This is a genomic window from Mycolicibacterium wolinskyi str. Jessa 2025 (genome assembly GCF_049241375.1).
GTDB classification, from domain to species: domain Bacteria; phylum Actinomycetota; class Actinomycetes; order Mycobacteriales; family Mycobacteriaceae; genus Mycobacterium; species Mycobacterium wolinskyi.
The window spans coordinates 3,673,845-3,694,564 of the sequence record NZ_CP185960.1; the positions used below are offsets into that span (position 1 = coordinate 3,673,845).

Sequence of the window (20,720 nt, forward strand, 5' to 3'; positions counted from 1 at the left end):
CGTCTGCTCGGCGTCAGGGGGCGTCGAGCTGGACGGTGACCGCGACCTTGCCCTCCGCGTCGCGGTGGGCGACCGCGTGGCCGGTGCGCTCGCGGCCGTCGAGGTTGAGGAAAGTGATCGGACCACCTTCGCCGAGGAAGTTGCGCCACCAGTTCTTGTTGTCGGGCGCCATCACGTGGATGGTCGCCTGATCGCCGTCGCGCCGGACCGAGACCGGAGTCTCGAACGTCTGGCCAGAACGGCGTCCCTGATATCGGATGACCACCACGTTGTCCCCCACCAAGCGGCCCAATACGGGGACGCGAGTGAGGCCGACGGCCGCCGAGTTGACCCAGCGCACGACCGGTGAATTGAAGATTCCACGTGCCATTTGCGCCAGAGTAGCCCGATCAACCGACCTCGGCGGGCACGGGCAGGTTACGCGCCCCGGTGCGGGCCGCGCCGATGCCCGCGGCCACCACGAAGCAGATTCCGACCACCGCGGCCGGCCCAGGAACCTGATGCAGCATCACCAGTCCGACCACCATCGCGAAGGCCGGCTCGAGGCTCATGAGCGTGCCGAATGCGGCCGTCGTCAACTTCCGTAGCGCGAGCATTTCCAGGGCGAACGGGACGACCGGCAGGAGAATGGCGAGACCCACTCCGATGAGCATTATCTCGGGAGTCAACCGGCCGAACACCGACGGCCCCACCGTGACGGTGGCGACGATTCCCGCGACGGGCATCGACACCGCCAAACCGTTGATCCCGGCGACTTCGTCGCCCACCCGTTGGGTCAGCAGGATGTAGCAGGCCCAGCACACCGCGGCACCGAGCGCGTAGAGCACCCCGATGGGATCCACTGTGCCGGACCAGGGTTGGGTGAGCAGCACGACGCCCGCTGCCGCGAAGCCGGGCCACACGAACCGGCTGCGACCCTTCCCGTGCGCGACCGCGACGCCGAGCGGGCCCAGAAACTCAAGGGCGGCAGCGGTGCCCAGCGGTATGCGCGACAGCGCGGCCATGAACAACAACGTGACGCCTGCGGTCACGACGCCGAGAACCACGCAGGCCCCGAACGTCGATCTGGTGAAGGCGGTGCGGCGCGGGCGCACGATCGCCAGCATCAGGATCCCCGCCCAGACCAGGCGCAACCAGGCTGCGCCTTCGGCGCCGATGTCGTCGATCAGTGACACGGCCAACGCCAGGCCGACCTGCACGCACGCCATGGATCCCATCGCCATGAGGGCGCCGCTGCGGGCCGGGGTGGAAGTCACTCCTGCATTGAAAGACACCCGGACCGTTCACGTCCACGTGATTTTCATGGATATACCGTTCAGGAATCACGAACAGTGTGGGGTGCCCGCCTCTTGCGACGCCCGGGCCGGCTGAGCGTTCTGCTCCGGAGAACGCTGCGTTCCCGATAAACCGTTGGTGCTGGTGTCGCAAACGGCCCTACCGTGAATTACGCGCCAAATGTGAGCCGTAACACCGCAGAAATATTGGAGGGACAGATGCGGCTGAAGAATCGATTCACAGAGAAATTCGGGATTCTGCATCCGGTAGTTCTCGCTCCCATGGATTATGTTGCCGACTGGCGATTGGCCAATGCGGTTTCGCAAGCGGGCGGCCTCGGCATTCTCGGCGGCGGCTACGGCGACGAGATCTGGCTGAAGGAACAGTTCGACCACGTCTCCGGCGCGGAGATCGGCGTCGGCTTCATCACGTGGTCGATGGAGCGGCAACCGGGACTGCTCGACACGGTCATCGAGCAGCGACCGGCCGCCGTGTTCCTGTCGTTCAGCGATCCCGCTCCCCACGCCCCAGCCATCAAAGCCGCGCGTATCCCGCTGATGTGTCAGGTCCATGACATCGAGCAGGTTCGCCACGCGATCGAGGTGGGAGCCGACGTCATCGTCGCGCAGGGCGGCGAGGCCGGCGGCCACGGCACCGCAGCCCGGTCGACATTCACGCTGATCCCCGAAGTCGCCGATCTGCTGGCGCGCGAGTCGCCCGAGGTGATGCTGCTCGCCGCGGGTGGAATCGGTGATGGTCGCGGCCTTGCCGCCGCCCTGGCGCTCGGCGCCGACGGCGCAGTGGTCGGCACCCGCTTCTGGGCGGCCGCCGAGGCGGCCATCCCGCAGGCCGCGCAGGCCCGCGCACTGGGGGCCACCGGCGATGAGACGATCCGGCAGAACGCGTTCGACATCGTCCGCGACAAGCCATGGCCCGCGCCCTACACCGGCCGCGTGCTGCGCAACGACTTCCTGCGGCGCTGGCATGGCGACGAGCCCGGCCTGCGCGATGATCTCGCGCGCCGCCGTGAAGAATTCCGCGCCGCCGTCGAATCGCGCAATTACGACATCGCCAATGTCATCGTCGGTGAAGTCATCGGCCAAATCACCGCCGTCGAATCAGCGGAATCGATCATCGACCACATGGTCACCACGGCAGCCGACATTCTCGGCCGTTCTGTTCCGCCACAGCAATGACGAATTCACGTATTTCTCGAATGGAAACCATGGCAGATAAACGCTCACCCGACCGGCCGGCTTCGGCGCGGGAATTACGGAAGATCGTCACGGCCTCAAGCCTGGGCACGCTCATCGAGTGGTACGACTTCTACATCTACGGCAGTCTCGCGGTGGTGTTCTCCGGGATGTTCTTCCCTGAGGGCAACACCGCTGCGGCGCTCCTGGTGACGGTTGCGGCGTTCGGCACCGGCTTCGTCGTGCGCCCGATCGGCGCGGTGGTCTTCGGTCGAATGGGCGATCGCGTGGGCCGGAAGAAGACGTTCTTGACGACACTGCTCATCATGGGTGGCGCGACCACCCTGCTGGGACTACTGCCCACCTATGAGCACATCGGCCTGGCTGCGCCACTCCTGTTGGTTTTGCTGCGGTTGCTCCAGGGCCTCGCCATCGGCGGCGAGTACGGCGGCGCGGCGATCTACATCGCCGAGCATGCACCCAAACGACGGCGCGGTGCGGTCACCAGCTTTCTGCAGACCACCGCCACGGGCGGTCTTGTCCTGTCGATCGGTGTGATCGTGTTGTGCCGGTTGATCGTCGGTGAGGAACAGTTCGAGGCGTGGGGGTGGCGCATACCGTTCCTGCTGTCTGCCGTCCTCGTGCTGTTCTCGCTCAAGGTCCGGCTGAAGATGCACGAGTCGCCGGTATTCGAGGAAATGCGGCAGAACGGTCGCCTGTCCCAAACGCCGGTCAAAGATGCTGTCGCACAACGGCCCACACTGATCCTGCTGTTGACCGTGCTCTTCGGTGTGACCGCAGGGCTGGGCGTGGCGTGGTACACCAGCCAGTTCTATTCGCTCTATTTCCTCCAGAGCATCCTCCAGGTCGACTTCCTCACCGCCAATCTGTGCGTGGGAATCGCCCTCGTGGTCGCCACCCCGTTCTTCGTCGTCTTCGGGTGGCTGTCCGACCGGATCGGCCGGCCACCGGTCATCCTGACCGGCCTGGTGTTGTCCGCAGCCGGCTGCTATCCGCTGTTCGCCTGGGTACGGCAGGCCGCGATCGACGGAGACGAAGTGTCGATGGTCGTGGCGCTGACCCTGCAGGTCGTGCTCGTCGCGGCGATCTACGGACCAGTGGCGGCGTTCCTGACCGAGCTGTTCCCACCGCAGATCCGCTACACCGGACTGTCCCTGGCTTACCACCTGGGCACTGGCGTGTTCGGTGGATTCACCCCACTCATCGCGCTGTCGCTCAACACGTCACTCGACAGCGCCATGGCCGGTCTGATCTATCCGATCGCCGTCACCGCGGTGACCGCGGTGATCTTCGTGGTGTTCCTGCGGCGCGGCCACGCCAGTCCGATCGTGGCCCGCGCGTGGGCGGCGAACGACGTCGCGGGAACATCTGCGCCCACCCGGATGTCTCCGTTGTAGGCACGAACCGAACAGGAAGTGAGAGTCGAATGCCACTGGTTCGTATCGATCTGCTGAACCACCATGGGAACGAACACATCCGAAACGTCGCCGATGCCATCCACCGAAGCCTGGTCGCGGTACTCGGAATCCCCGAGCGTGACCGGTTCCAGGTCATCACCCCGCATCGCCCCGGAGAGATCATCGCGCTGGACGCCGGCCTCGGGTTCGACCGCTCGCCGGACACCGTGATCATCCAGATCTTCACGCAGCGCGGGCGTTCCATCGAGACGAAGGAACGGCTCTACGCCGAGATCGCCGCGCAACTGGAGGCGGTGGGAGTCCGCGGCGACGACATCTTCGTCGGCATCGCGGAGAACGGACCCGAGGACTGGTCGTTCGGTTTCGGCAAGGCCCAGTACGTCACCGGCGAACTCGCCGTACCGGAGCCGAGCTGATGACGTCGGCGCCCTCCCCCAGCCGGTACGGTTCCATCGCGTTCACGGCACCGGTCGCCAAACGCCAGGAGGCGGCGGGCAGCATCGGCACATACGGGCGGTTTCGCGCCGACGGCGACGACATCGGGTCCGTCGAAGGCCTCGACTCACGGACGCGGGCGCTCGTCGTCGCAGCCCGGTCCTTCTTCATCGCCACCGTGACTCCGGACGGCTGGCCGTATGTGCAACACCGGGGCGGCCCGCCCGGCTTCGTCCGGGTGTTGGACAGCGCGACCATCGCTTTCGCCGACTACGTCGGCAACGAACAGTTCGTAACCATCGGCAATCTCGATGCCGACAACCGCACCGCGCTGTTCTTCATCGACTACCCGACCCGGCTGAGAGTCAAGGTGTTCGGGCGAGCGACCGTGGTCGAACGCGCAGACTCGCCGGAGTTCGTCGATGGGCTTCTCGCGGTCGATGACAGGCAGGCACGCGGTCACCGTGCGATCGTCATCCGGGTCGAGGCAACAGATGTCAACTGCCGCAAAAACATTCCGCCGTTGTATGACGAAGCTTCCGTTCACGAGCGGCTACGGCTCGCCCGGGCCGACCTGCTCGACGAGATCCGGGTGCTCAAGCTTCGCAATCGCGAACTCGAAGACCAGGCCACCGCAGTCGCGGGGTCAAGTGATCGGCCCGGGAGCATACTGAGTGAGGCAAGCCCGGCCAGGGCCGAGGAAAGGGACTGAGTGTGGACGTCGCAGACCTCAACTTCTTCCTGGCAGTAGCCCGCACCGGTGGAGTATCCCGGGCGGCCACGGAGCTGCTCACGGTCCAGTCGAACGTCAGCTCACGGATACGGGCGCTTGAGGACGAGCTCGGCGTCGTGCTCTTCCGGCGCCACGCCCGCGGCATGACGCTCACCGCCTCTGGGCAACTGCTGGTGCCCTATGCCGAGCGGATCACCCAGCTCATGCGGGAACTGACCCAGGTCGTCAGGGACGAGGGCGACCCCAGCGGACGGGTTTCCATCGGGTCGATGGAGTCCACCGCGGGGCTGCGGCTCCCGAAAGTTCTGAGCAGTTTCAGCGCCGACTGCCCGAAGGTCGACTTGACGCTGTCGATCGACACGACCGACGCGCTCATCGGGCAGGTACTCGACCAGCGGCTGGACGGTGCCTTCGTGTGCGGCCCCGTCCGAGATCCCGAACTCGCCGCCGAACCGGTCTTTCTCGAGCAGCTCGTCGTGGTCGGAGATGCATCGGTGGTTGATCTCGACGGCGCACTCATGCGTCGGTGCCCACCGCGGATCCTCGTGCTGAAGGCCGGTTGTGCCTATCGTGGCCGACTGGAGAAACTGTACGAAGACCGTGACCTTCCGGCGCCGAGCATCCTCGAATTGTCAAACCTGGACGGCATTCTCGGGTGTGTCGCCGCCGGTATGGGCACGACGCTGCTGCCGCTTGCAGTCGTGACCGCCTCACCGTTGGCGTCGACGCTCACAGTGCATCACCCGCCACCCGAAATCGCGCGCGCTCAAACGGTATTCGTCCGCAGGCGCGACGCCGTCGAGACACCCGCGATCGCGCGGTTCTTGGCGTGTGCGCGCGAGGCGACGTCGCGTGAGCTGCTGCAGGCCGTCGATCGGCACACCGTCGAGCCGGATCGGCTGATCTCATGACAGCCGATGATCACCGCGCGCTGCCGATGAGTTCGCAACGGCACCTGCTGGCCATCGGCGTCATCGGCGGCCCCACTGCGGTCATCGACTACGGCGGATTGCGGTTCGTCACCGAACCCACCTTCGACCCGCCGGGCGAATACGGTGCCTACCGCAAGGAAATCGGGCCGGCGCTGAGCCCGGCGGAACTCGGCGCTGTCGACGCGGTGCTGCTGAGCCACGATCTGCACCCGGACAACTTCGACCACGCGGGCCGAACCTTCGCCCAGACCGTCCCGGTGATCCTGACCGGTCCACAAGCCGCCGGACGGCTCGGCGGCAATGCGCACGGACTGGCCGCGTTCACCTCGACCGAAGTCCGTGGCGCCGACAGCGGTCCCGGGGTCACCGTCTACGCCGTGCCCGCACAACACGGCCCGTCCGACGGTGATCGCGACGAATACGGCAACATCAACACCGAAGTGACCGGATTCGTCCTGCAGTACGACGGCCTGCCCACCGTCTACGTGAGCGGAGACAACGCCTCGATCGCGCCGGTGCGCGAAATCGCCGACCGCTTCCCGGCTGTCGACGTCGCGATCCTGCACACCGGTGCCGCTCGCGTACCGACTAAGAACTCCGGTCGCGCACTCACCTTGACCGCCGACCGCGCCGCGGCCGTCACCGAACTCATCGGGGCGTCGATCGTCGTTCCCGTCCATTGCGAAGGCTGGTCGCTCTACAGCGAGACGCCCGAGGACGTCCGCCGGTCGTTCGACGACGCGGGGATCGGTGCCCGGCTACGTGACGCACGCCCAGGCTTCTGGGCCGTGCACGGCACCGACTCTGCGGGAAGCCTCGTCAACTGACATCGACAGTCTCCTGCAGTTCGTGTCGTGATCATCTACCCGACACCAAGACATGGCAGGGTGCCGGTGTGCGGGTCGAACCCAGTCCGGTGCCGCCGGTTGAGCGGTTCCACCGATTCTGCGTCCAGATCGTCGACCGCTTGCCTTTCGGGCTGAAAAATGTTGTCGCACCGACATTCCTGGGTTTCGTGCTGATCAACAGCTTCACGTTCGGCGTGGACCTGGTGATCCTGACGGTGCTGCACGGCGGATTCCACGTTCCCCTGCCGATCGCGGTGACCGTCGGCTACGCGTGCGCGTTCGGGTTGGCGTATTTCCTCAACCGCATCTTCAACTTTCGCTCCCACGCCGCGGTCGGCCCGCAGATGACGGTGTACGTCGTGGTGGTCGTGATCAACTACCTCGCGTTCATCCTGGGCGTCTCGAGCGCGCTGGCGGCCCTGGGAGTGGAATATCACCTGGCCCGCATCGTCGCGGGCGGCTGCGAAGCCATTTACATGTACAGCGCGATGCGTTGGATCGTGTTCCGGCGGTGAAGCCCTAGCGCAGGAACTCGACGAGCACGTCGGTCATCGCGGGTATCGCGTCGCGCGAAATCACCTCGTAGCCATGCGTGCTGAGGGTCGGCAGGCACAGCAGGCCCGCCCGTGGTGACAGGCCAGAGGCCTTGGCGTGCGATGCATCCGACTCGAACGCTCCGAGAACCGCGGCCTGCGGCGACAGTCCCAACTTGGCGGCGATTTCCATCAGGCGGTCCGCGACGTCCTTGTCGTACACGCACTGCGCGTCGCTGTACGCGACGATCGGACCGCCCTCGATCGTGGTGTCGTATTCGGCCTCGGTCGGGCCGACTTCGAGTGCGAGCGTCAGGTCCCCCGGCAGAGTCCGGCAGGCGTGTAGGGCGCCGACGCCGCCGACCTCTTCGGCCGTGGTGAACACCACGTACACATCACCTGCCGGGCGTTGTCCCGGTTCGCCGAGCGCCCGGGCCGCCTGCAGCAGTGCGGTCACCGCAGCGCGGTCGTCCATGAAGTAACAGCCCAGAAAGCCGCCGACATCGATCAATGTCCGCTTGCTGCGGTGAATGCACACTCGCGTGCCCGGACCGATGCCCGCGCCGGTCAACTCGTCCGGTGTCCGGCCGGTGAAGACGTAGACGTCAGGCCAGTCGAGCGCCTTGTCTCCCTGGTCGGGTTTCGTCGCCCAGATCCGTTGGCTCTCCTGCGTCGTGTGTTCGGAACCCAATGACAACACGCCGCAGAACTGGTCCTGGGCGCCCAGCACCGCGACGGGTCCGAGGCCGAAATTGGCCGGATACATCGTGCCGAGCGGCGTGAGACGCAATGTGCCGTCCTGCTCGACGCGCTTGACGAGCATGGAGAGCTCGTCCATGTGCGCCATGACCCGCGCCGGCGGCGACCCGTGCTCACCTCGGATCAACCCGATGAGGTTGCCCGCGGCATCGACCCACGTCTCGTCGGCAAACGGTTCGAGTTCGCGTCGGCACACGTCCCGGACGGCGTCCTCCTGGCCGCACGGGCCGTACGCCCACAACAGTTCCTGCAAGAGCTCACGCGAGAATTGGAGGTCGTCGTCGGCCACCGCAGTGGTATTGCCGGAATCGGCCCGCGCGAAACGCGGGCCGTGCGCGCCCTACTTCGCCACGGATTCGTATCCGCAGATGGCCTCCACCTTGTCGGCGGACTTGCTGGCCGGATCGAATTCGTAACCGAGCCATTCGCGGGCCAGCCGGCGCGCCAGCTCAAGACCGACGACCCGTTGCCCGAAGCACAGCACCTGTGCGTTGTTGGACAACACCGACCGTTCCACCGAGAAACTGTCGTGGGCGGTCACCGCGCGGATGCCCGGCACCTTGTTGGCGCTGATCGCAACGCCGAGACCGGTTCCGCAGACGAGCAGCGCCCGGTCGGCTTTGCCCTCGGCGACCAGGCGCGCCGCCGCCACCGCCACGTGCGGATATGCGGTGTCCTCGTCAGAGCCCACGCCGACGTCGATGACCTCGCTCACCCGATCGTCGGCGGCCAGATCGCCTTTGAGCGCTTCTTTGTACTCGTAACCGGCATCGTCGGCGCCGACGACAATCCGTAACGCCATCAGTTGTCTCCTTGTGTCGTGAGGGTCAAGCAATCGCCGACGGTGCGGGCGCACAGTGCCAGCGACGTGGCGCCGGCATCGGGAGTGCCCACACTGCGTTCGGCGAGCGGCCGGGCTCGCCCGACCTTGGGGCGCAGCTCCGCGGTGGCGCGGGCGGCTTCGGTGGCCGTCTCGGCGGCGGCTCGCCAACTGTCCTGCCATGACTCACCGTCGGCGACGCGCCGCTCCAGCTCCTCGACGAAGGGCAGCAAGGCGTCCAGCATCGTCTTGTCACCCGGCGCGGCGCCGCCCAAGCGGATCAACGCGTCATAACCGTCGCGCATTCCGGCCGCGACATCGGCTGCCGACGGCCGTCCGGTGTCACCCAGCCGGGTCCCGAGCGCGGTGAGCAGGGCGCCCCACAGGACACCGGAGGTGCCACCGGCCTTGGCGGCCCACGCTTTTCCGGCAGCAGCGAGCACCGAGCCCTGTCCCCCGCCGTCGGCGACGGCGGCAGCAGCGGCCTCGCGGGCCGCCGATGATCCCTTGACCATGCCGCGGCCGTGGTCGCCGTCACCGGCGATCGCGTCGATGCGGCCGAGTTCTTCCTCGGCATCGGCCAAGGCCGTGGCCATCGAATCGAGGGCGCGCGCGACAAGCCGCGCCCCTTTTCGGCCGTCGTCGTCGGACAGTTCGTTGAGAGGCGTTGTGGCTGAAACGGTCTCGGTGTCCTGATCGGAACGCAGTTGCCCCGATTGCGGTTGCGCCGCCGCGCCCTTCTTGTACGCCGGCGTGTCGGCCGGAGCCGTCCAGTACCGCTCGAGTTCTTCGTCGAGCCACATCACGGTCAGCGAACAGCCGGCCATGTCGAGGCTCGTGACCAGTTCGCCGACTTCCGGATCGACCACGGTGTAGCCGCGCTCGCGGAGCAGGCGCGACACCTCACCCCATACGACGAACAGTTCCTCGTACTTGGTGCGGCCGAGACCGTTGAGGATCACCGCGATTCGCTTCTCGGGAGCGTCGGGCCGGTCGCCGAGCACACCGTCGACCAGGGTCGCGGCCAGCCCGGCGGCGGTGGGCATGGCCTCGTCCGCGACCCCGGGCTCACCGTGGATCCCCAACCCGAGACCCATGTGTCCCTCGGGAACGGTGAACAACGGGTGGTCGGCGCCGGGCAACGTGCAACCGTCGAACGCCACGCCCAGCGTGCGGCTCGCCGCGTTCGCGGCCTCGGCCACCCGGATCACGCCGGCCAGGTCCTGCCCTTCCTCGGCTGCCGCGCTCGCACACTTGAACACCGTGAAATCGCCTGCGATACCGCGTCTTTTGGCCTCTTCGCCGCGCGGAGCGCTCGCGATGTCGTCGGTGACGGCGAAGTAATGGGCATCGATGCCCTCGCTGCGCAGCTGGGTGACGGCCAATCCGAAGTTCATCACGTCACCGGCGTAGTTGCCGGTGGTGAGCAGCACCCCGGCATCGCCGTGCGCGGCGCGTGCGACCGAGGCGGCTTCTTCGGCCGACGGCGACGTGAAGATGTTGCCGACGACGGCGCCGTCGGCGAAACCCGGTCCGACGGTGCCGCAGAACGCCGGGTAATGGCCCGAACCGCCGCCGATCACGACCGCGACCTTGCCCGGTCGCGTGCGGTGCGCCCGCACCACGCCACCGGGCACGCCGGTGACATAGCGTGCGTTCGCGTCGAGGAACCCGACGAGCATGTCCTCGGTGAATCGCGCGGGATCGTTGAACAACTTCGTCATCGCAACCGCTTTCCTGACTCGATGTCGAACAGGTAGACCCGCTCCGGAGGCGCTGTCACCATGACCTGCTGCTCGGGCTCGTAGTCCTCCGCCGCGGGCGTCTGCACGACGATGCCCTCTTCGATGCCGGCGATGGTGGTGGTGGCGAGGCCGAATTCCAGCAGGTGCTCGAAGTAGGCCACCGTGGTGCGGATGCCCGCGCTGCCGTCGCCCGTTCGCAGTGCGCAGTCCTGTGGGCGGATGCCCACGGTGACGCGGGTACCGTCGGCCACGCCGGTGACCGTGGTCTCCAGAGCCCCGGCGCCCGAACCGATCTCGACGCGGGTCTTGCCGTTGTCCACCCGCGCGACCCCGGGCAGCACGTTGATCTGCGGTTCGCCGACGAACTCCGCCACGAACAGGTTGGCCGGATCGTCGAACACCTCGTCGGGTGTGCCGAACTGCTGTACCACGCCGGCATCCATCACCGCCAGGCGGTCGGCCAGCGACAGCGCTTCCACCTGGTCGTGCGTGACGACGATTGTGGTGTAGCCGAATTCGCGCTGCAGCACCTTGAGCTCGCGCCGCACGCGCTGCCGGGCCGACGCGTCGAGGTGACTCAAGGGTTCGTCGAGCAGCAGCACCGGTGGGTTACGCACCAGCGCGCGGGCCAGCGCCACCCGTTGCTTCTGACCGCTCGACAGGCCGGCGGGCCGCAGCTCGAGCATGTCGTCCATCTCCAGACGGCGGCTGATGGAGGCGACCATCTCCTCGGCACCCTTGACCTTGCGGGCCTTCAACCCGTACAGCAGGTTCTCGCGCACCGACATCGGCGGATAGAGCGCATAGCTTTCGAAGCCGACGCCGATACCGCGCTTGGCGGCCGGAAGTTGTGACACCTCGCGGTCACCGATCCGGATCGAGCCGCTGGTCACCGTCTCAAGTCCGGCGATCATGCGCAGCGTCGTGGTCTTGCCGCAACCCGACGGGCCGAGCAGCGCCACGAGCTCACCCGGCTCGATGGCCATGTCGATGCCCTTGACCGCCTGGAAGCTCTCCCGGCCCCGCGACGAGTACGTCTTGACGAGGTTGGTCAGGGTGAGGCTCTGGGCGGTCTGCGTCGGTCGCGTGGCGGTGGCCGTCGTACTCACTGTGCTGCCTCCAATGGGGAATCGCTTTGTGCGCGGCCCAGTCTGGGCGTGTCACCGCTGCCGGCGGCGAACACGTGGATGTCGGACTCGGCGACCTTGAGCCGGACGTCGTCGCCTTCACCCACGCCGTGCCGGCCCGATGTCAGTGCGATGAGCTGCGTGCCGCCGATGTCGACGGTGAGCTCGATGTTGCGGCCGAGTCGTTCGGCGAGCAGCACCCGACCACGCAGCGAGCTCTCGCCGCTGGTGACATGCAGATCGCACGGGCGCAGGCCGACGCGGACCCGGTCACCCCGGTCACACTCGACACCGGCGGGTACCGCGATGTCGAGCGATCCGTCACCGAGCCGGATCTGGCCGTCGTCGACGACACCGTCGAGCAGATTGATCTCGGGCTGCCCCAACGCCTTTGCGACGAACGTGTCCGCCGGCCTGCGCCAGATCTCGTCCGGCGTGCCGATCTGCACGAGCTTGCCCTCGCGCATGACCGCGATACGGTCACCGAGCGCCAGTGCCTCCTGGTAGTCGTGCGTGACGTAGATCGTGGTGGTGTTGCTCATCGCCCCGAGCTGCTTGAGTTCGGCACGCATCGCGGCGCGGAGCTTGGCGTCGAGATGGCTCAACGGCTCGTCGAGCAGGTAGATGTCGGCGGGGCGGACGAGCACCCGGCCCAGCGCGACACGCTGACGCTGGCCGTTGGAGAGCTCACGCGGAAAGCGCTTCTGCAGGTGGTTGATTCCCAGTGTCGTCGTGACCTGGTCGATGCGCTCGGCGCGCTGAGCCTCGGTATACCTGCCCGTACGCCCGGACTTGAGCGGGGACGCGAGGTTCTCCGCGACCGTCTTCTGCGGATACAGCGCGTAACTCTCGAAGGCCATCGCCACATTGCGGTGGTAGGGCTCCACGCGGGTCACGTCGGTGCCGCCGATGTGCACCGAGCCCTCATCGATGTCGACAAGGCCCGCCACCGATTTGAGGGTCGTCGTCTTCCCTGCGCCACTGGGCCCCAGGATCACGAAGAACTCGCCGTCGGCGATGTCCACCGACAGGCCGTCCACCGCCTTGGTCTTGCCGAACGACTTGCGCACGCCGGCGATCGATACGGTTGCCATCAGGCCTTCACCGCCCCAAACGACAGGCCGCGCACGAGGTACCGCTGAATGGTCAAGGCCAGGATCAACGGTGGTAGCGCGGCGATGATGGCGGCCGCGGCGGTCAGGTTGTAGTACGCCTGCCCACCGCCGCCGAGGAACTTGGTGATCGCGACGGTTACCGTGCCGGCATTGCTGTCCGCCAGGATCAGCGGGAACACGTAGTTGTTCCACGCGAAGATGAACGCCAGCAGGGCCGCCGCGGCGATGCCGGGCCGCACGATCGGCAGTGCGACCATGAGGAACGCCCGCCGCCGGGTGTAGCCGTCGAGCAGTGCGGCCTGCTCGAGATCCTCGGGCAGATCCTGGAAGTAGGACCGCAGGATCCACACCACGAGCGGCATGGTGACGAGCTGCAGAACCCAGATCATGCCGACCTTGGTGTCGAACAGACCGATCTGGTTGTAGATCACGAACAGCGGGACGATGACCATCAGTTCCGGCGCGAACCGGAACGAAAGCATCTGGAACATCAGGTCGTTGGACCCCTTGTACTGCCAGCGGCCCGCCGCGTAGGCGGCCGGGATGCCGATGACCAGCGAAACGATCACCGCGCCACCGCAGTTCAGCAGGCTCGTCACCAACGAGGCCTTGAAGTCCACGCTCGTCATCTGCGTGCCCTTGTCGGAGAGCACGGTGGCGAAGTTCGACCACGTCGGGCTGAACGAGAAGTACGTCGTCGTCTGCTGTTCGGCGTTCTTCAGTGCCAGCATGAGCATCCAGAAGATCGGGAACAACGAGAAGACGAACCAGAACACCAGACCGACGTCGGCGGCGACCGCGCCGATCGACCACCGCTTCTGGCCGGGAAGCAACTCAGGCCTGCTGAACGACAACTTTGAAGCCATGGCTACGACTCCGCTCCGGCAGCGCGACGCTGCGCCTTGCCAAGCACGCTCACGAGGTAGCGCGCGGTGATGAACACGATGATCCACAGCAGCAGCATGTAGGTGCTGCCGCGGGAGTAGTCGAGGTTGATGATCGAGTCCTCGAATGCGCCGATCTGCAGGGTCCGGGTGGCCACGCCCGGTCCGCCGGCCGTCAGCACGTAAATGTGGTCGAACACCTTGAGGTTGTCCATGAACCGGAAGATGACCGCCACCAGGATGTAGGGCCACAGCATCGGCAGCATCAGCTTGCGGAACATGTAGAACCACGACGCGCCGTCGACTTCGGAGGCCTCGAACGGCTCCTTCGGCAACGACCGGATGCCTGCGAGGACGAGGATCGCCACGAACGGGGTGAAGATCCACAGGTCGACCAGGATCACCGACCACAGCGCATTGGTCGAGGACAGCCAGTCGAACGTGTTACCCAGGCCGAGAACGTGATTGAGGATGCCGAACTGCGGGTTGAACATCAGCTTCCAGATCACGCCCGCGATCACCGGCGCGATCATCAGCGGCAGGATCAGGACCTTCTCGAAGATCTTGCCGATGATCGAGGACCGGTTCAGCAGCAGCGCCAGGCCGACGCCGAGCACGGTTTCGATCACGGTCGCCACGACCGCGAAGATCGCCGTGACCTTGACGCTCTGCCAGAAGATCTGATCGCCCAGTACGGATTTGAAGTTCTCGAACCACACGAAATGCGGGTCGGGATTGACCGCGGCGTAGTTCAGGAAGGCGTAGTACGCGCCGACCACGAACGGATAGAGAATGCCGATGACGATCACCAGGGCGGGGATCGACAACAGGTACGGCCGGAGCTTGCGGCGCCACGACGGGACCTCCGGCAGGGTGCGGCCCGCGCCCCCGGGCCCGGTCTCTCTGGTGGCCTCGGGCGCCTTCGATGTCTGCGTTGTCATATCGCCGGCTCCTAGAGGTTGACCTTGGAGGTGTTGGTCTTCGCCAGGCTGCGCAGGCGCGAGGCCGCGTCGTCGCCGCCGTAGATGTCCTGCAAGGCGACCGCCCAGTCCTTGGTGGTGTCGAAGAACTTCTTCTGCGGCGTGAACTGGATCTTCGACGACCCGATCACGGTTTCGAACGCCTCGAGGTAGCCGGCCTGGTCGGCCGCGACCCGCTTGAACGTGGTGTCGAACACGGACTTTCGGACCGGATCGGCGTAGATGCCGCCTTCGACGGCCTTGTTCATCGACTCCTTGCCGGTGGCCCACTGGATGAACAGCCAGGCCGGCAACTTGTTGCGGGAGTTGGCGTTCATGGCCCAACTCCACGTCCACAGGTTGGTCTTGTAGTTGCCGTCGGGTCCGGCCGGGCCGGCATACCACCCGAGGTTGCCCGCCTCGGCGCTGGCGCCGGGCTTGTTCTTCGGGTACGTGGCACTGTCGGCGTCGTAGACCATCATGGCCTTGCCGTCGCCGAGATCACCGGTGGCGTTCGGATAGTCGTAGGTGGTCCACGACGTCGGGCCGGCCTTGTGTTGCATCTCGATCCACTTGCGGGTGAAGTCGACAGCCTTGTCGCTGGCCATCTCGGCGACCAGGTCGGTGCCGTCGAAGGTGTAGTCGACCGCACCCTCGCGCACGTACTGGGTCATGAAGCCCGGGTGGATGGTCGCCCAGGATTTCGATCCGCGCGTGGCGATGCCGTAGCGGTTGGCCGAGCGGTCGGTGAGATCGATTGCCAGCTGGATGAAATCGTCGAAATTGTCGGGCAGCCGGATACCGCGCTGGTCGAAGTACTTCTTGTTGTAGGCGACGACGTTGTTCTCGAAGCCCCACGGGATGGCCCACTGCCCGCCACTGCCCAGCGGGTGACCGAGTGTGAAGTCCCATCGGGTCGACGTCCGCAGGCCCTCGAAGATGTCCTCGAAGTCGTAGTCCGCCGCGGTGGCCGAACTGTTCTGCAGCCACGGGTTGAGATCCTCGATCCACCCCGGTGGGCCGTACTGCCAGATGAAGTAGGCGCCCAACATGAACGCGTCGTGTTTGCCGGTGCCGCCGGCCAGTTCGGTGTTGAGCTTGGTGAAGTAATCGGCCTCTGGCACCAGGTCGACGTTCACGTCGATACCGGTGAGCTCGGTGAACTCCTTGAGCAGCGGCTGATACGACAGCTGGTACGGGTGCGGGGTCTGCAGGATGTTGAGGGTCGACCCGGACGCCTTCTTCCAGTCGAATCCGCCGGTGACCTCACCCGCGCCGTTGGGTGCGCTGTTCCGGCCACCGATGCCGCAGGCCGACAGAACCGGCAGGCTCGCGGCAGCAGCGCCGGCCAAACCCATGGCGGCCAACATGTTTCGCCGCGACAGCTGCGGCCCCTTTGCATGCAATTCTCGCCTCATTGCGTTGATGCCTTCTGCTATGCCGGGATCAGGGAGACCTTGACCGATTCCTTCCCACTGGCCACCAGGTCCAGGCCTTTCTGGAAATCGGTGAGCGGCAGTTGATGGGTGCAGATCTGATCCATCGGCAGTACGCCGGATTCGATCATCTTGATCGCGGCAGGCCAGCAGTACGGGCCGAGGTGTGCGCCGAGCACATCCAGTTCCTTGTCGTCGCTGATGATGCTCCAGTCGACGGTGACGTCACTGCCGAAGACGCCGTATTCGACGTAGCGGCCGAGCTTGCGCAGCAGGTTGAGGCCCTGGGGCACGGCCGAGGTGTGGCCGGTGCCCTCGAGGTAGACGTCGGCACCGTAGCCCTCGGTGAGGTCCTTGACGATCTGCTCGGCGTTCTGATCGGCGATGTTGATGGTCAGGTCCGCACCGCAGCGCTCGGCGAGCTTGAGCTTCTCGGGGGCCATGTCGAGCGCGATGACGCGCATGGGGTTCTTGGACTTGGCGCCGGCGACCATGCCGAGGCCGATCGGTCCGCAGCCCGCGACCACCACGGTGTCCTCGAACGTGATCTGGGCCCGCTCGACGGCGTGCAGCGCGCACGACAGCGGCTCGGCGAACGCGGCGTGGGCGGGTGGAATGTCGGCAGAAACCTTGTGCACGAGGGCTTCTGCCGGATAAACCATGTAGCTGGCCATCGCGCCCGGCGTGCGGCGCTTGAAGCCGTACAGGTCGTGCGGCTGGCACATGTGGTACTGGCCGCGCTTGCAGAAGCGGCACTCCCAGCACGGCACGATCTGCTCGGACACCACCCGGTCGCCGACCGCGATGCCCCACCGCTGGGCGGCCTCGTCGTCGAGTTCGACCACCCGGCCCACGAACTCGTGGCCGGGGATCACCATGGTCTCGGCCCATGCCGGCCGGTTCTCGTCGCCCCAGAACTTCGCCGCGCCGTGGTAGCACTTCAGATCGCTCGCGCAGATGCCCACCGCTTCGACGCGGATCAGCGCCTCGCCCGGACCGCGCTGCGGTACCGCGACCTCTTCGAGTCGGTAGTCGTGCGGGCCGTGACACACCACTGCCTGCATCTTTTCGGGAATCTGTTGGGACATTCCAGCGCACCTTTCGAACTGTGGTTGCAGTCACATTAACCAACCTATGCACATATGTCCAGAACAGATGTTCAGAGAATCTTGACCGCGAACAGATGTTCAGTGCCATACTCGATGGCGTGCCCCGGTCCGCCCAGCCAACGTCGCAGGCCAATGTCGACGGCTCGCCGCCCGACGCTGAATCCGGCCATTTCCCGGCCTCCCTGCTGTATGCCGCAGCAAAGCTGTACTACAACGAGGAAGCCACCCAGGCCGAAGTTGCGGCCCAGCTCGGCACGAGCCGGGCAACCGTCAGTCGCCTTCTCGCAGAAGCCAAGCGGCGAGGAATCGTTCGCATCGAGGTCGTACCTCCGGACGGCCTCGGCACCGGCGATATCGCCGCACAGCTAACCCGCGCCCTGGCGCTGAACACTGTTTTCCTCAGCCATCCGCTGCCGCATCCCGGCCCCGGCCGGACCCATGTCGACGTCATGGGCGGGGCACTGGCCCCCGCTGTCGGGCGTGCGTTGTCGGCCGCCGGCCTTCTGCCCGGCGACGTGCTGCTGGTGTCGTCGGGCCGCACGGTCTACGAGGTCGCGCAGTATGAGCTCGTCGACCTGCCGGGCGTTTTGGTCGCGCCGACGGTCGGCGGAAACGATCAGCCCGAGGAGTGGTACCAGACCAACGAGATCACCCGGCTCGTCGCCAACCGGGTCAACGGCAGGCCCAACTATCTGTTCGCTCCCGCGCTGCCCGGACCCGATCTGTATCCGTCACTGATCAACGACCCGAGCATCCAGCGGGTACTGAACCTGTGGCCGCGGGCGCGCTGCGCACTGATGGGGGTTGGCGCGCCGCCGCTGATGCGTTCGGACATCCCCAGGTTCGTGCCCACCGAGTCGAGCTCGCTGCGGTCGGCGGTCGGTGACGTGTGTTCGCGATTCTTCGACCGCGCAGGCGAAGCCGTCGAGTTCGACGGCAGCGACCGGCTCATCGCGGTGGAACTCGAAGCGCTGCGCCATGTTCCGGTGACGATCGCGGTGGCCATCGGCAAGGACAAGGTCGAGTCGATCATCGCCGGAGCCCGCGGCGGATATTTCAACCAGCTTGTGACCGATCCGGCGACTGCGGCCGCCATCCTCGAGACCACGGAGTCGAAGTGACAACTCTCGCCGACCCGCGTTACGCCGGCGCGCTGCGCCTCGACGGCAAACGCGCCCTCATCACCGGCGCCACGAAAGGCATCGGCGCCGACATCGCCAGAGCCTTCGCATCCGCCGGAGCCCGGCTCGTACTCAGCGGGCGCGACGCCGGCGAGCTCGACGCCGCACGGTCCGGCCTGGCCGACGAGTTCGGCGTCGAAGTGCACACCGAGGCAATCGATCTCGCGCACGCCGATGGCCCGTTGGAGTTGGCCGGCCGGGCCGCCGACGCGTTCGGCGGTCTCGACGTGCTGGTGAACAATGCCGGCATATCGCATCCGCAGCCGGTGATCGACACCGATCCGGCGCTGTTCGACGCGACCATCGCGGTCAACCTGCGCGCTCCCGCGCTGCTCGCGTCGGCGGTCGGTGCCGCCATGGTGGCCGCCGGCACCCGTGGCTCGATCATCACCGTGGCCTCGGCCGCGGCATTAGCGCCGTTGCCCGACCACTATGCCTACTGCGCATCCAAGGCCGGCCTGGTCATGGCCACCAAGGTGCTCGCGCGCGAGCTCGGGCCGCACGGCATCCGCGCCAATTCGGTGTGTCCGACTGTGGTGCTCACCGAGATGGGCCAGCGGGTGTGGGGCGACGAAGCCAAGTCCGCCCCGATGATCGCCCGGATTCCGTTGGGCCGCTTCGCCGTACCGCATGAAGTCTCCGATGCGGTGGTATGGCTCGCCTCGGATGCCGCCAGCATGGTCAACGGCGTCGACATCCCCGTCGACGGCGGCTACACGATGGGCTGAGCCGCCAGTCGGTGCACCTGGTCTTTCGTTGCCGGGTACAACTCGCACCAGGTCGCGTACAGGTCGTCGTACAGACCGCGGTACCGCGCATCGGGTTTGATCTCCGTCGCGATCTTGGCCCAATCCGTGTCGGGCGCAACCAGTCCCACGCCGATCGCCGCGAGCAGCGCATCGCCGTAACTCGCCCCGATCGCCTGCTCGGGCACCAACTGCGGACGTCCGGTGATGTCGCTGAGCGCCTGAGCCCAGATCGGGCTACGGAGCCCGCCGCCCACCGCGACCGTGCGGGCGCCCGTGTGCGCGTCGTCGAACCGCTCCAAGATCTGGCGAATGCCGAACGAGATGCCCTCGTAGGCCGCCCGGAACAGATGGCCGCGCCCGTGGCGCAGCGTCAACCCGGCCACCACGCCGCGCGCCTGCGGATCGAAGACCGGTGTGCGCTCCCCCGCCAGATACGGCAGCACGAGTAGGCCTTCGCTGCCCGGCGGCACGCTGCCGGCCTCGGCCATCAACTCATCGAAGGACGCGCCGCCGGTCACCGTCTGCAGCCAGCCGATCAGGCTTCCCGCAGTCGAGGTTCCGGCGGCCAGCGCCAACGTGTCGTGCTCGACGCCCGTCGTCGTCCAGAGCGCCGGGTCGCTGTGGTACTCGCCGATGATCTGTACCAGAAACATCGTCGACCCGTACATCAGCATCTGATCGCCCGGCCGGCGGACGCCGACCGAAAACGCCTCGGAGTAGGCGTCGACGGTGCCCGCCGACACCGGGGTGCCGACCGGAACGCCGGTCGCGGCCGCCGCCTGCGGGGTCACCGTGCCAACCACATCACTGGGCCACACCAGCCGCGGCAGTGGCAGGTGACCGCAAATCCGTTGCGCCCACGGCACATTCCACTCGAACTCGCGGGTGGCGTACAGCGGATCGCACTGGCTGGCAGTGTGGTGATCCATCACGTATTCGCCGGTCAGCTTCGCGGCGATGTACGAGTTCGACCCGTACCAACCCGTCGCCCGCTCGAACACGTCGGGCTCGTGATTGCGCACCCATTCCAGCTTGGGGCCCACCGCCTGACTCGACAGCAGCGTGCCTGCGCGCTGCAGGATCGCGGCTTCGCCGAGCTCGTCGGTGAGCGCCGTGATCTCGGCCGACGCCCTGGTGTCGATGCCGTAGAGGATCGCGGGACGCAACGGCCGCATGGCGTCGTCGCACAACACCAGGCAGGGGCCCACGCCGCTCACACACATGCCGGCGAGCCTGCCGCCGCTCGGCAGCTGCGCCATCAGCGCGGAACTGATCTGGCAAACCTCGCGCCACCACAGCTGTTCCGCATCGACCTCGGCCCAGCCGGGCCGGGGAAGGTCCATCGAGTGCGGGACGGTTTCGGTCGCGATCACCGAGCCCGACGCGTCGACCAGGACGCCTTTGGTGCTCCCCGTCCCCATGTCGATTCCGAGCAGCAAGTCCACGCC

General features: G+C 66.6%; 21 protein-coding genes. 9 read left to right on the forward strand and 12 right to left on the reverse strand.

The window, feature by feature from the left end:
• Positions 1-13: 13 nt before the first annotated feature.
• Positions 14-370, reverse strand: coding sequence for a nitroreductase/quinone reductase family protein (locus ACOI2T_RS18185; protein ID WP_067845700.1), 357 nt, complete (start codon positions 368-370; stop codon positions 14-16).
• 19 nt (positions 371-389) lie between these two features.
• The gene (locus tag ACOI2T_RS18190; protein WP_409506069.1) at positions 390-1,256 is read right to left on the reverse strand and encodes an EamA family transporter; all 867 of its coding nucleotides are present in this window, start codon (positions 1,254-1,256) and stop codon (positions 390-392) included.
• A gap of 237 nt (positions 1,257-1,493) precedes the next feature.
• On the opposite strand from ACOI2T_RS18190, the gene ACOI2T_RS18195 reads away from it, so the two are divergent.
• The 7 genes from ACOI2T_RS18195 to ACOI2T_RS18225 all read left to right on the forward strand — a co-directional run bounded on the left by ACOI2T_RS18195 (position 1,494) and on the right by ACOI2T_RS18225 (position 7,370).
• Positions 1,494-2,471, forward strand: a complete 978-nt coding sequence (locus ACOI2T_RS18195; RefSeq protein WP_409506070.1) for an NAD(P)H-dependent flavin oxidoreductase — start codon at positions 1,494-1,496, stop codon at positions 2,469-2,471.
• A gap of 29 nt (positions 2,472-2,500) precedes the next feature.
• Entirely contained in the window at positions 2,501-3,886 is a 1,386-nt protein-coding gene (locus tag ACOI2T_RS18200; RefSeq protein ID WP_409506071.1) for an MFS transporter, read from the forward strand.
• A gap of 29 nt (positions 3,887-3,915) precedes the next feature.
• On the forward strand, positions 3,916-4,323 hold the full coding sequence (locus ACOI2T_RS18205) for a tautomerase family protein (RefSeq protein WP_409506072.1): 408 nt from the start codon (positions 3,916-3,918) through the stop codon (positions 4,321-4,323).
• Complete coding sequence (locus ACOI2T_RS18210; RefSeq protein ID WP_409506073.1) at positions 4,323-5,054, forward strand: pyridoxamine 5'-phosphate oxidase family protein; 732 nt, start codon at positions 4,323-4,325, stop codon at positions 5,052-5,054. The genes ACOI2T_RS18205 and ACOI2T_RS18210 overlap by 1 nt, the downstream gene beginning before the upstream one ends.
• Positions 5,055-5,056: 2 nt before the next feature.
• Entirely contained in the window at positions 5,057-5,986 is a 930-nt protein-coding gene (locus ACOI2T_RS18215) for a LysR substrate-binding domain-containing protein (protein ID WP_409506074.1), read from the forward strand.
• Positions 5,983-6,834 carry an MBL fold metallo-hydrolase gene (locus tag ACOI2T_RS18220; protein WP_409506075.1) on the forward strand — a complete coding sequence of 284 codons (852 nt, stop codon included), beginning with the start codon at positions 5,983-5,985 and terminating at the stop codon, positions 6,832-6,834. Before ACOI2T_RS18215 ends, ACOI2T_RS18220 begins: the two co-directional genes overlap by 4 nt.
• Before the next feature lie 68 nt (positions 6,835-6,902).
• On the forward strand, positions 6,903-7,370 hold the full coding sequence (locus ACOI2T_RS18225) for a GtrA family protein (RefSeq protein ID WP_409506076.1): 468 nt from the start codon (positions 6,903-6,905) through the stop codon (positions 7,368-7,370).
• 4 nt (positions 7,371-7,374) lie between these two features.
• Here ACOI2T_RS18225 and ACOI2T_RS18230 read toward each other — a convergent pair whose 3' ends face one another.
• The 9 genes from ACOI2T_RS18230 to eltD are packed head-to-tail and all read right to left on the reverse strand — an operon-like array spanning position 7,375 to position 17,321.
• Positions 7,375-8,436 (reverse strand): M42 family metallopeptidase, encoded by a 1,062-nt coding sequence (locus ACOI2T_RS18230; protein WP_409506077.1) that lies wholly within the window; start codon positions 8,434-8,436, stop codon positions 7,375-7,377.
• A gap of 51 nt (positions 8,437-8,487) precedes the next feature.
• Complete coding sequence (gene derI1, locus ACOI2T_RS18235) at positions 8,488-8,949, reverse strand: D-erythrulose 4-phosphate isomerase DerI1 (protein WP_067845676.1); 462 nt, start codon at positions 8,947-8,949, stop codon at positions 8,488-8,490.
• Positions 8,949-10,691: a D-erythrulose 4-kinase gene (derK, locus tag ACOI2T_RS18240; RefSeq protein ID WP_409506078.1), complete on the reverse strand. Its 1,743-nt coding sequence runs from the start codon at positions 10,689-10,691 to the stop codon at positions 8,949-8,951. Before derK ends, derI1 begins: the two co-directional genes overlap by 1 nt.
• Positions 10,688-11,821: an ABC transporter ATP-binding protein gene (locus ACOI2T_RS18245; RefSeq protein ID WP_409506079.1), complete on the reverse strand. Its 1,134-nt coding sequence runs from the start codon at positions 11,819-11,821 to the stop codon at positions 10,688-10,690. Before ACOI2T_RS18245 ends, derK begins: the two co-directional genes overlap by 4 nt.
• Positions 11,818-12,933, reverse strand: coding sequence for an ABC transporter ATP-binding protein (locus tag ACOI2T_RS18250; protein ID WP_067845667.1), 1,116 nt, complete (start codon positions 12,931-12,933; stop codon positions 11,818-11,820). The genes ACOI2T_RS18245 and ACOI2T_RS18250 overlap by 4 nt, the downstream gene beginning before the upstream one ends.
• A complete protein-coding gene (locus ACOI2T_RS18255) occupies positions 12,933-13,820 on the reverse strand; it encodes a carbohydrate ABC transporter permease (RefSeq protein WP_409506080.1) in 888 nt (295 codons plus the stop codon). The genes ACOI2T_RS18250 and ACOI2T_RS18255 overlap by 1 nt, the downstream gene beginning before the upstream one ends.
• A gap of 2 nt (positions 13,821-13,822) precedes the next feature.
• Positions 13,823-14,779, reverse strand: a complete 957-nt coding sequence (locus tag ACOI2T_RS18260; protein WP_067845661.1) for a carbohydrate ABC transporter permease — start codon at positions 14,777-14,779, stop codon at positions 13,823-13,825.
• A gap of 11 nt (positions 14,780-14,790) precedes the next feature.
• Positions 14,791-16,215 (reverse strand): ABC transporter substrate-binding protein, encoded by a 1,425-nt coding sequence (locus ACOI2T_RS18265; protein ID WP_067845659.1) that lies wholly within the window; start codon positions 16,213-16,215, stop codon positions 14,791-14,793.
• A 17-nt stretch (positions 16,216-16,232) separates the two neighbouring features.
• Positions 16,233-17,321 (reverse strand): erythritol/L-threitol dehyrogenase, encoded by a 1,089-nt coding sequence (gene eltD / locus ACOI2T_RS18270; protein WP_409506081.1) that lies wholly within the window; start codon positions 17,319-17,321, stop codon positions 16,233-16,235.
• 119 nt (positions 17,322-17,440) lie between these two features.
• Here eltD and ACOI2T_RS18275 point away from each other — a divergent pair, with 119 nt between their 5' ends.
• Positions 17,441-18,463, forward strand: a complete 1,023-nt coding sequence (locus tag ACOI2T_RS18275) for a sugar-binding transcriptional regulator (RefSeq protein WP_409506082.1) — start codon at positions 17,441-17,443, stop codon at positions 18,461-18,463.
• The gene (locus ACOI2T_RS18280) at positions 18,460-19,251 is read left to right on the forward strand and encodes an SDR family NAD(P)-dependent oxidoreductase (RefSeq protein WP_409506083.1); all 792 of its coding nucleotides are present in this window, start codon (positions 18,460-18,462) and stop codon (positions 19,249-19,251) included. Before ACOI2T_RS18275 ends, ACOI2T_RS18280 begins: the two co-directional genes overlap by 4 nt.
• On the opposite strand, the gene ACOI2T_RS18285 is transcribed toward ACOI2T_RS18280, so the two are convergent.
• The gene (locus ACOI2T_RS18285; protein ID WP_409506084.1) at positions 19,236-20,717 is read right to left on the reverse strand and encodes an FGGY-family carbohydrate kinase; all 1,482 of its coding nucleotides are present in this window, start codon (positions 20,715-20,717) and stop codon (positions 19,236-19,238) included. The genes ACOI2T_RS18280 and ACOI2T_RS18285 overlap by 16 nt on opposite strands.
• Positions 20,718-20,720 lie beyond the last annotated feature (3 nt).

Excerpts from the sequence above, each read along its gene's own strand:
- eltD (WP_409506081.1), bottom strand. The coding sequence starts at position 17,321 with ATGTCCCAACAGATTCCCGAAAAGATGCAGGCAGTGGTGTGTCACGGC.
- ACOI2T_RS18220 (WP_409506075.1), top strand. The coding sequence starts at position 5,983 with ATGACAGCCGATGATCACCGCGCGCTGCCGATGAGTTCGCAACGGCAC.
- ACOI2T_RS18255 (WP_409506080.1), bottom strand. The coding sequence starts at position 13,820 with ATGGCTTCAAAGTTGTCGTTCAGCAGGCCTGAGTTGCTTCCCGGCCAG.
- ACOI2T_RS18205 (WP_409506072.1), top strand. The coding sequence starts at position 3,916 with ATGCCACTGGTTCGTATCGATCTGCTGAACCACCATGGGAACGAACAC.
- ACOI2T_RS18195 (WP_409506070.1), top strand. The coding sequence starts at position 1,494 with ATGCGGCTGAAGAATCGATTCACAGAGAAATTCGGGATTCTGCATCCG.
- ACOI2T_RS18260 (WP_067845661.1), bottom strand. The coding sequence starts at position 14,779 with ATGACAACGCAGACATCGAAGGCGCCCGAGGCCACCAGAGAGACCGGG.
- derI1 (WP_067845676.1), bottom strand. The coding sequence starts at position 8,949 with ATGGCGTTACGGATTGTCGTCGGCGCCGACGATGCCGGTTACGAGTAC.
- ACOI2T_RS18250 (WP_067845667.1), bottom strand. The coding sequence starts at position 12,933 with ATGGCAACCGTATCGATCGCCGGCGTGCGCAAGTCGTTCGGCAAGACC.
- ACOI2T_RS18210 (WP_409506073.1), top strand. The coding sequence starts at position 4,323 with ATGACGTCGGCGCCCTCCCCCAGCCGGTACGGTTCCATCGCGTTCACG.
- ACOI2T_RS18185 (WP_067845700.1), bottom strand. The coding sequence starts at position 370 with ATGGCACGTGGAATCTTCAATTCACCGGTCGTGCGCTGGGTCAACTCG.
- derK (WP_409506078.1), bottom strand. The coding sequence starts at position 10,691 with ATGACGAAGTTGTTCAACGATCCCGCGCGATTCACCGAGGACATGCTC.
- ACOI2T_RS18265 (WP_067845659.1), bottom strand. The coding sequence starts at position 16,215 with ATGAGGCGAGAATTGCATGCAAAGGGGCCGCAGCTGTCGCGGCGAAAC.
- ACOI2T_RS18200 (WP_409506071.1), top strand. The coding sequence starts at position 2,501 with ATGGCAGATAAACGCTCACCCGACCGGCCGGCTTCGGCGCGGGAATTA.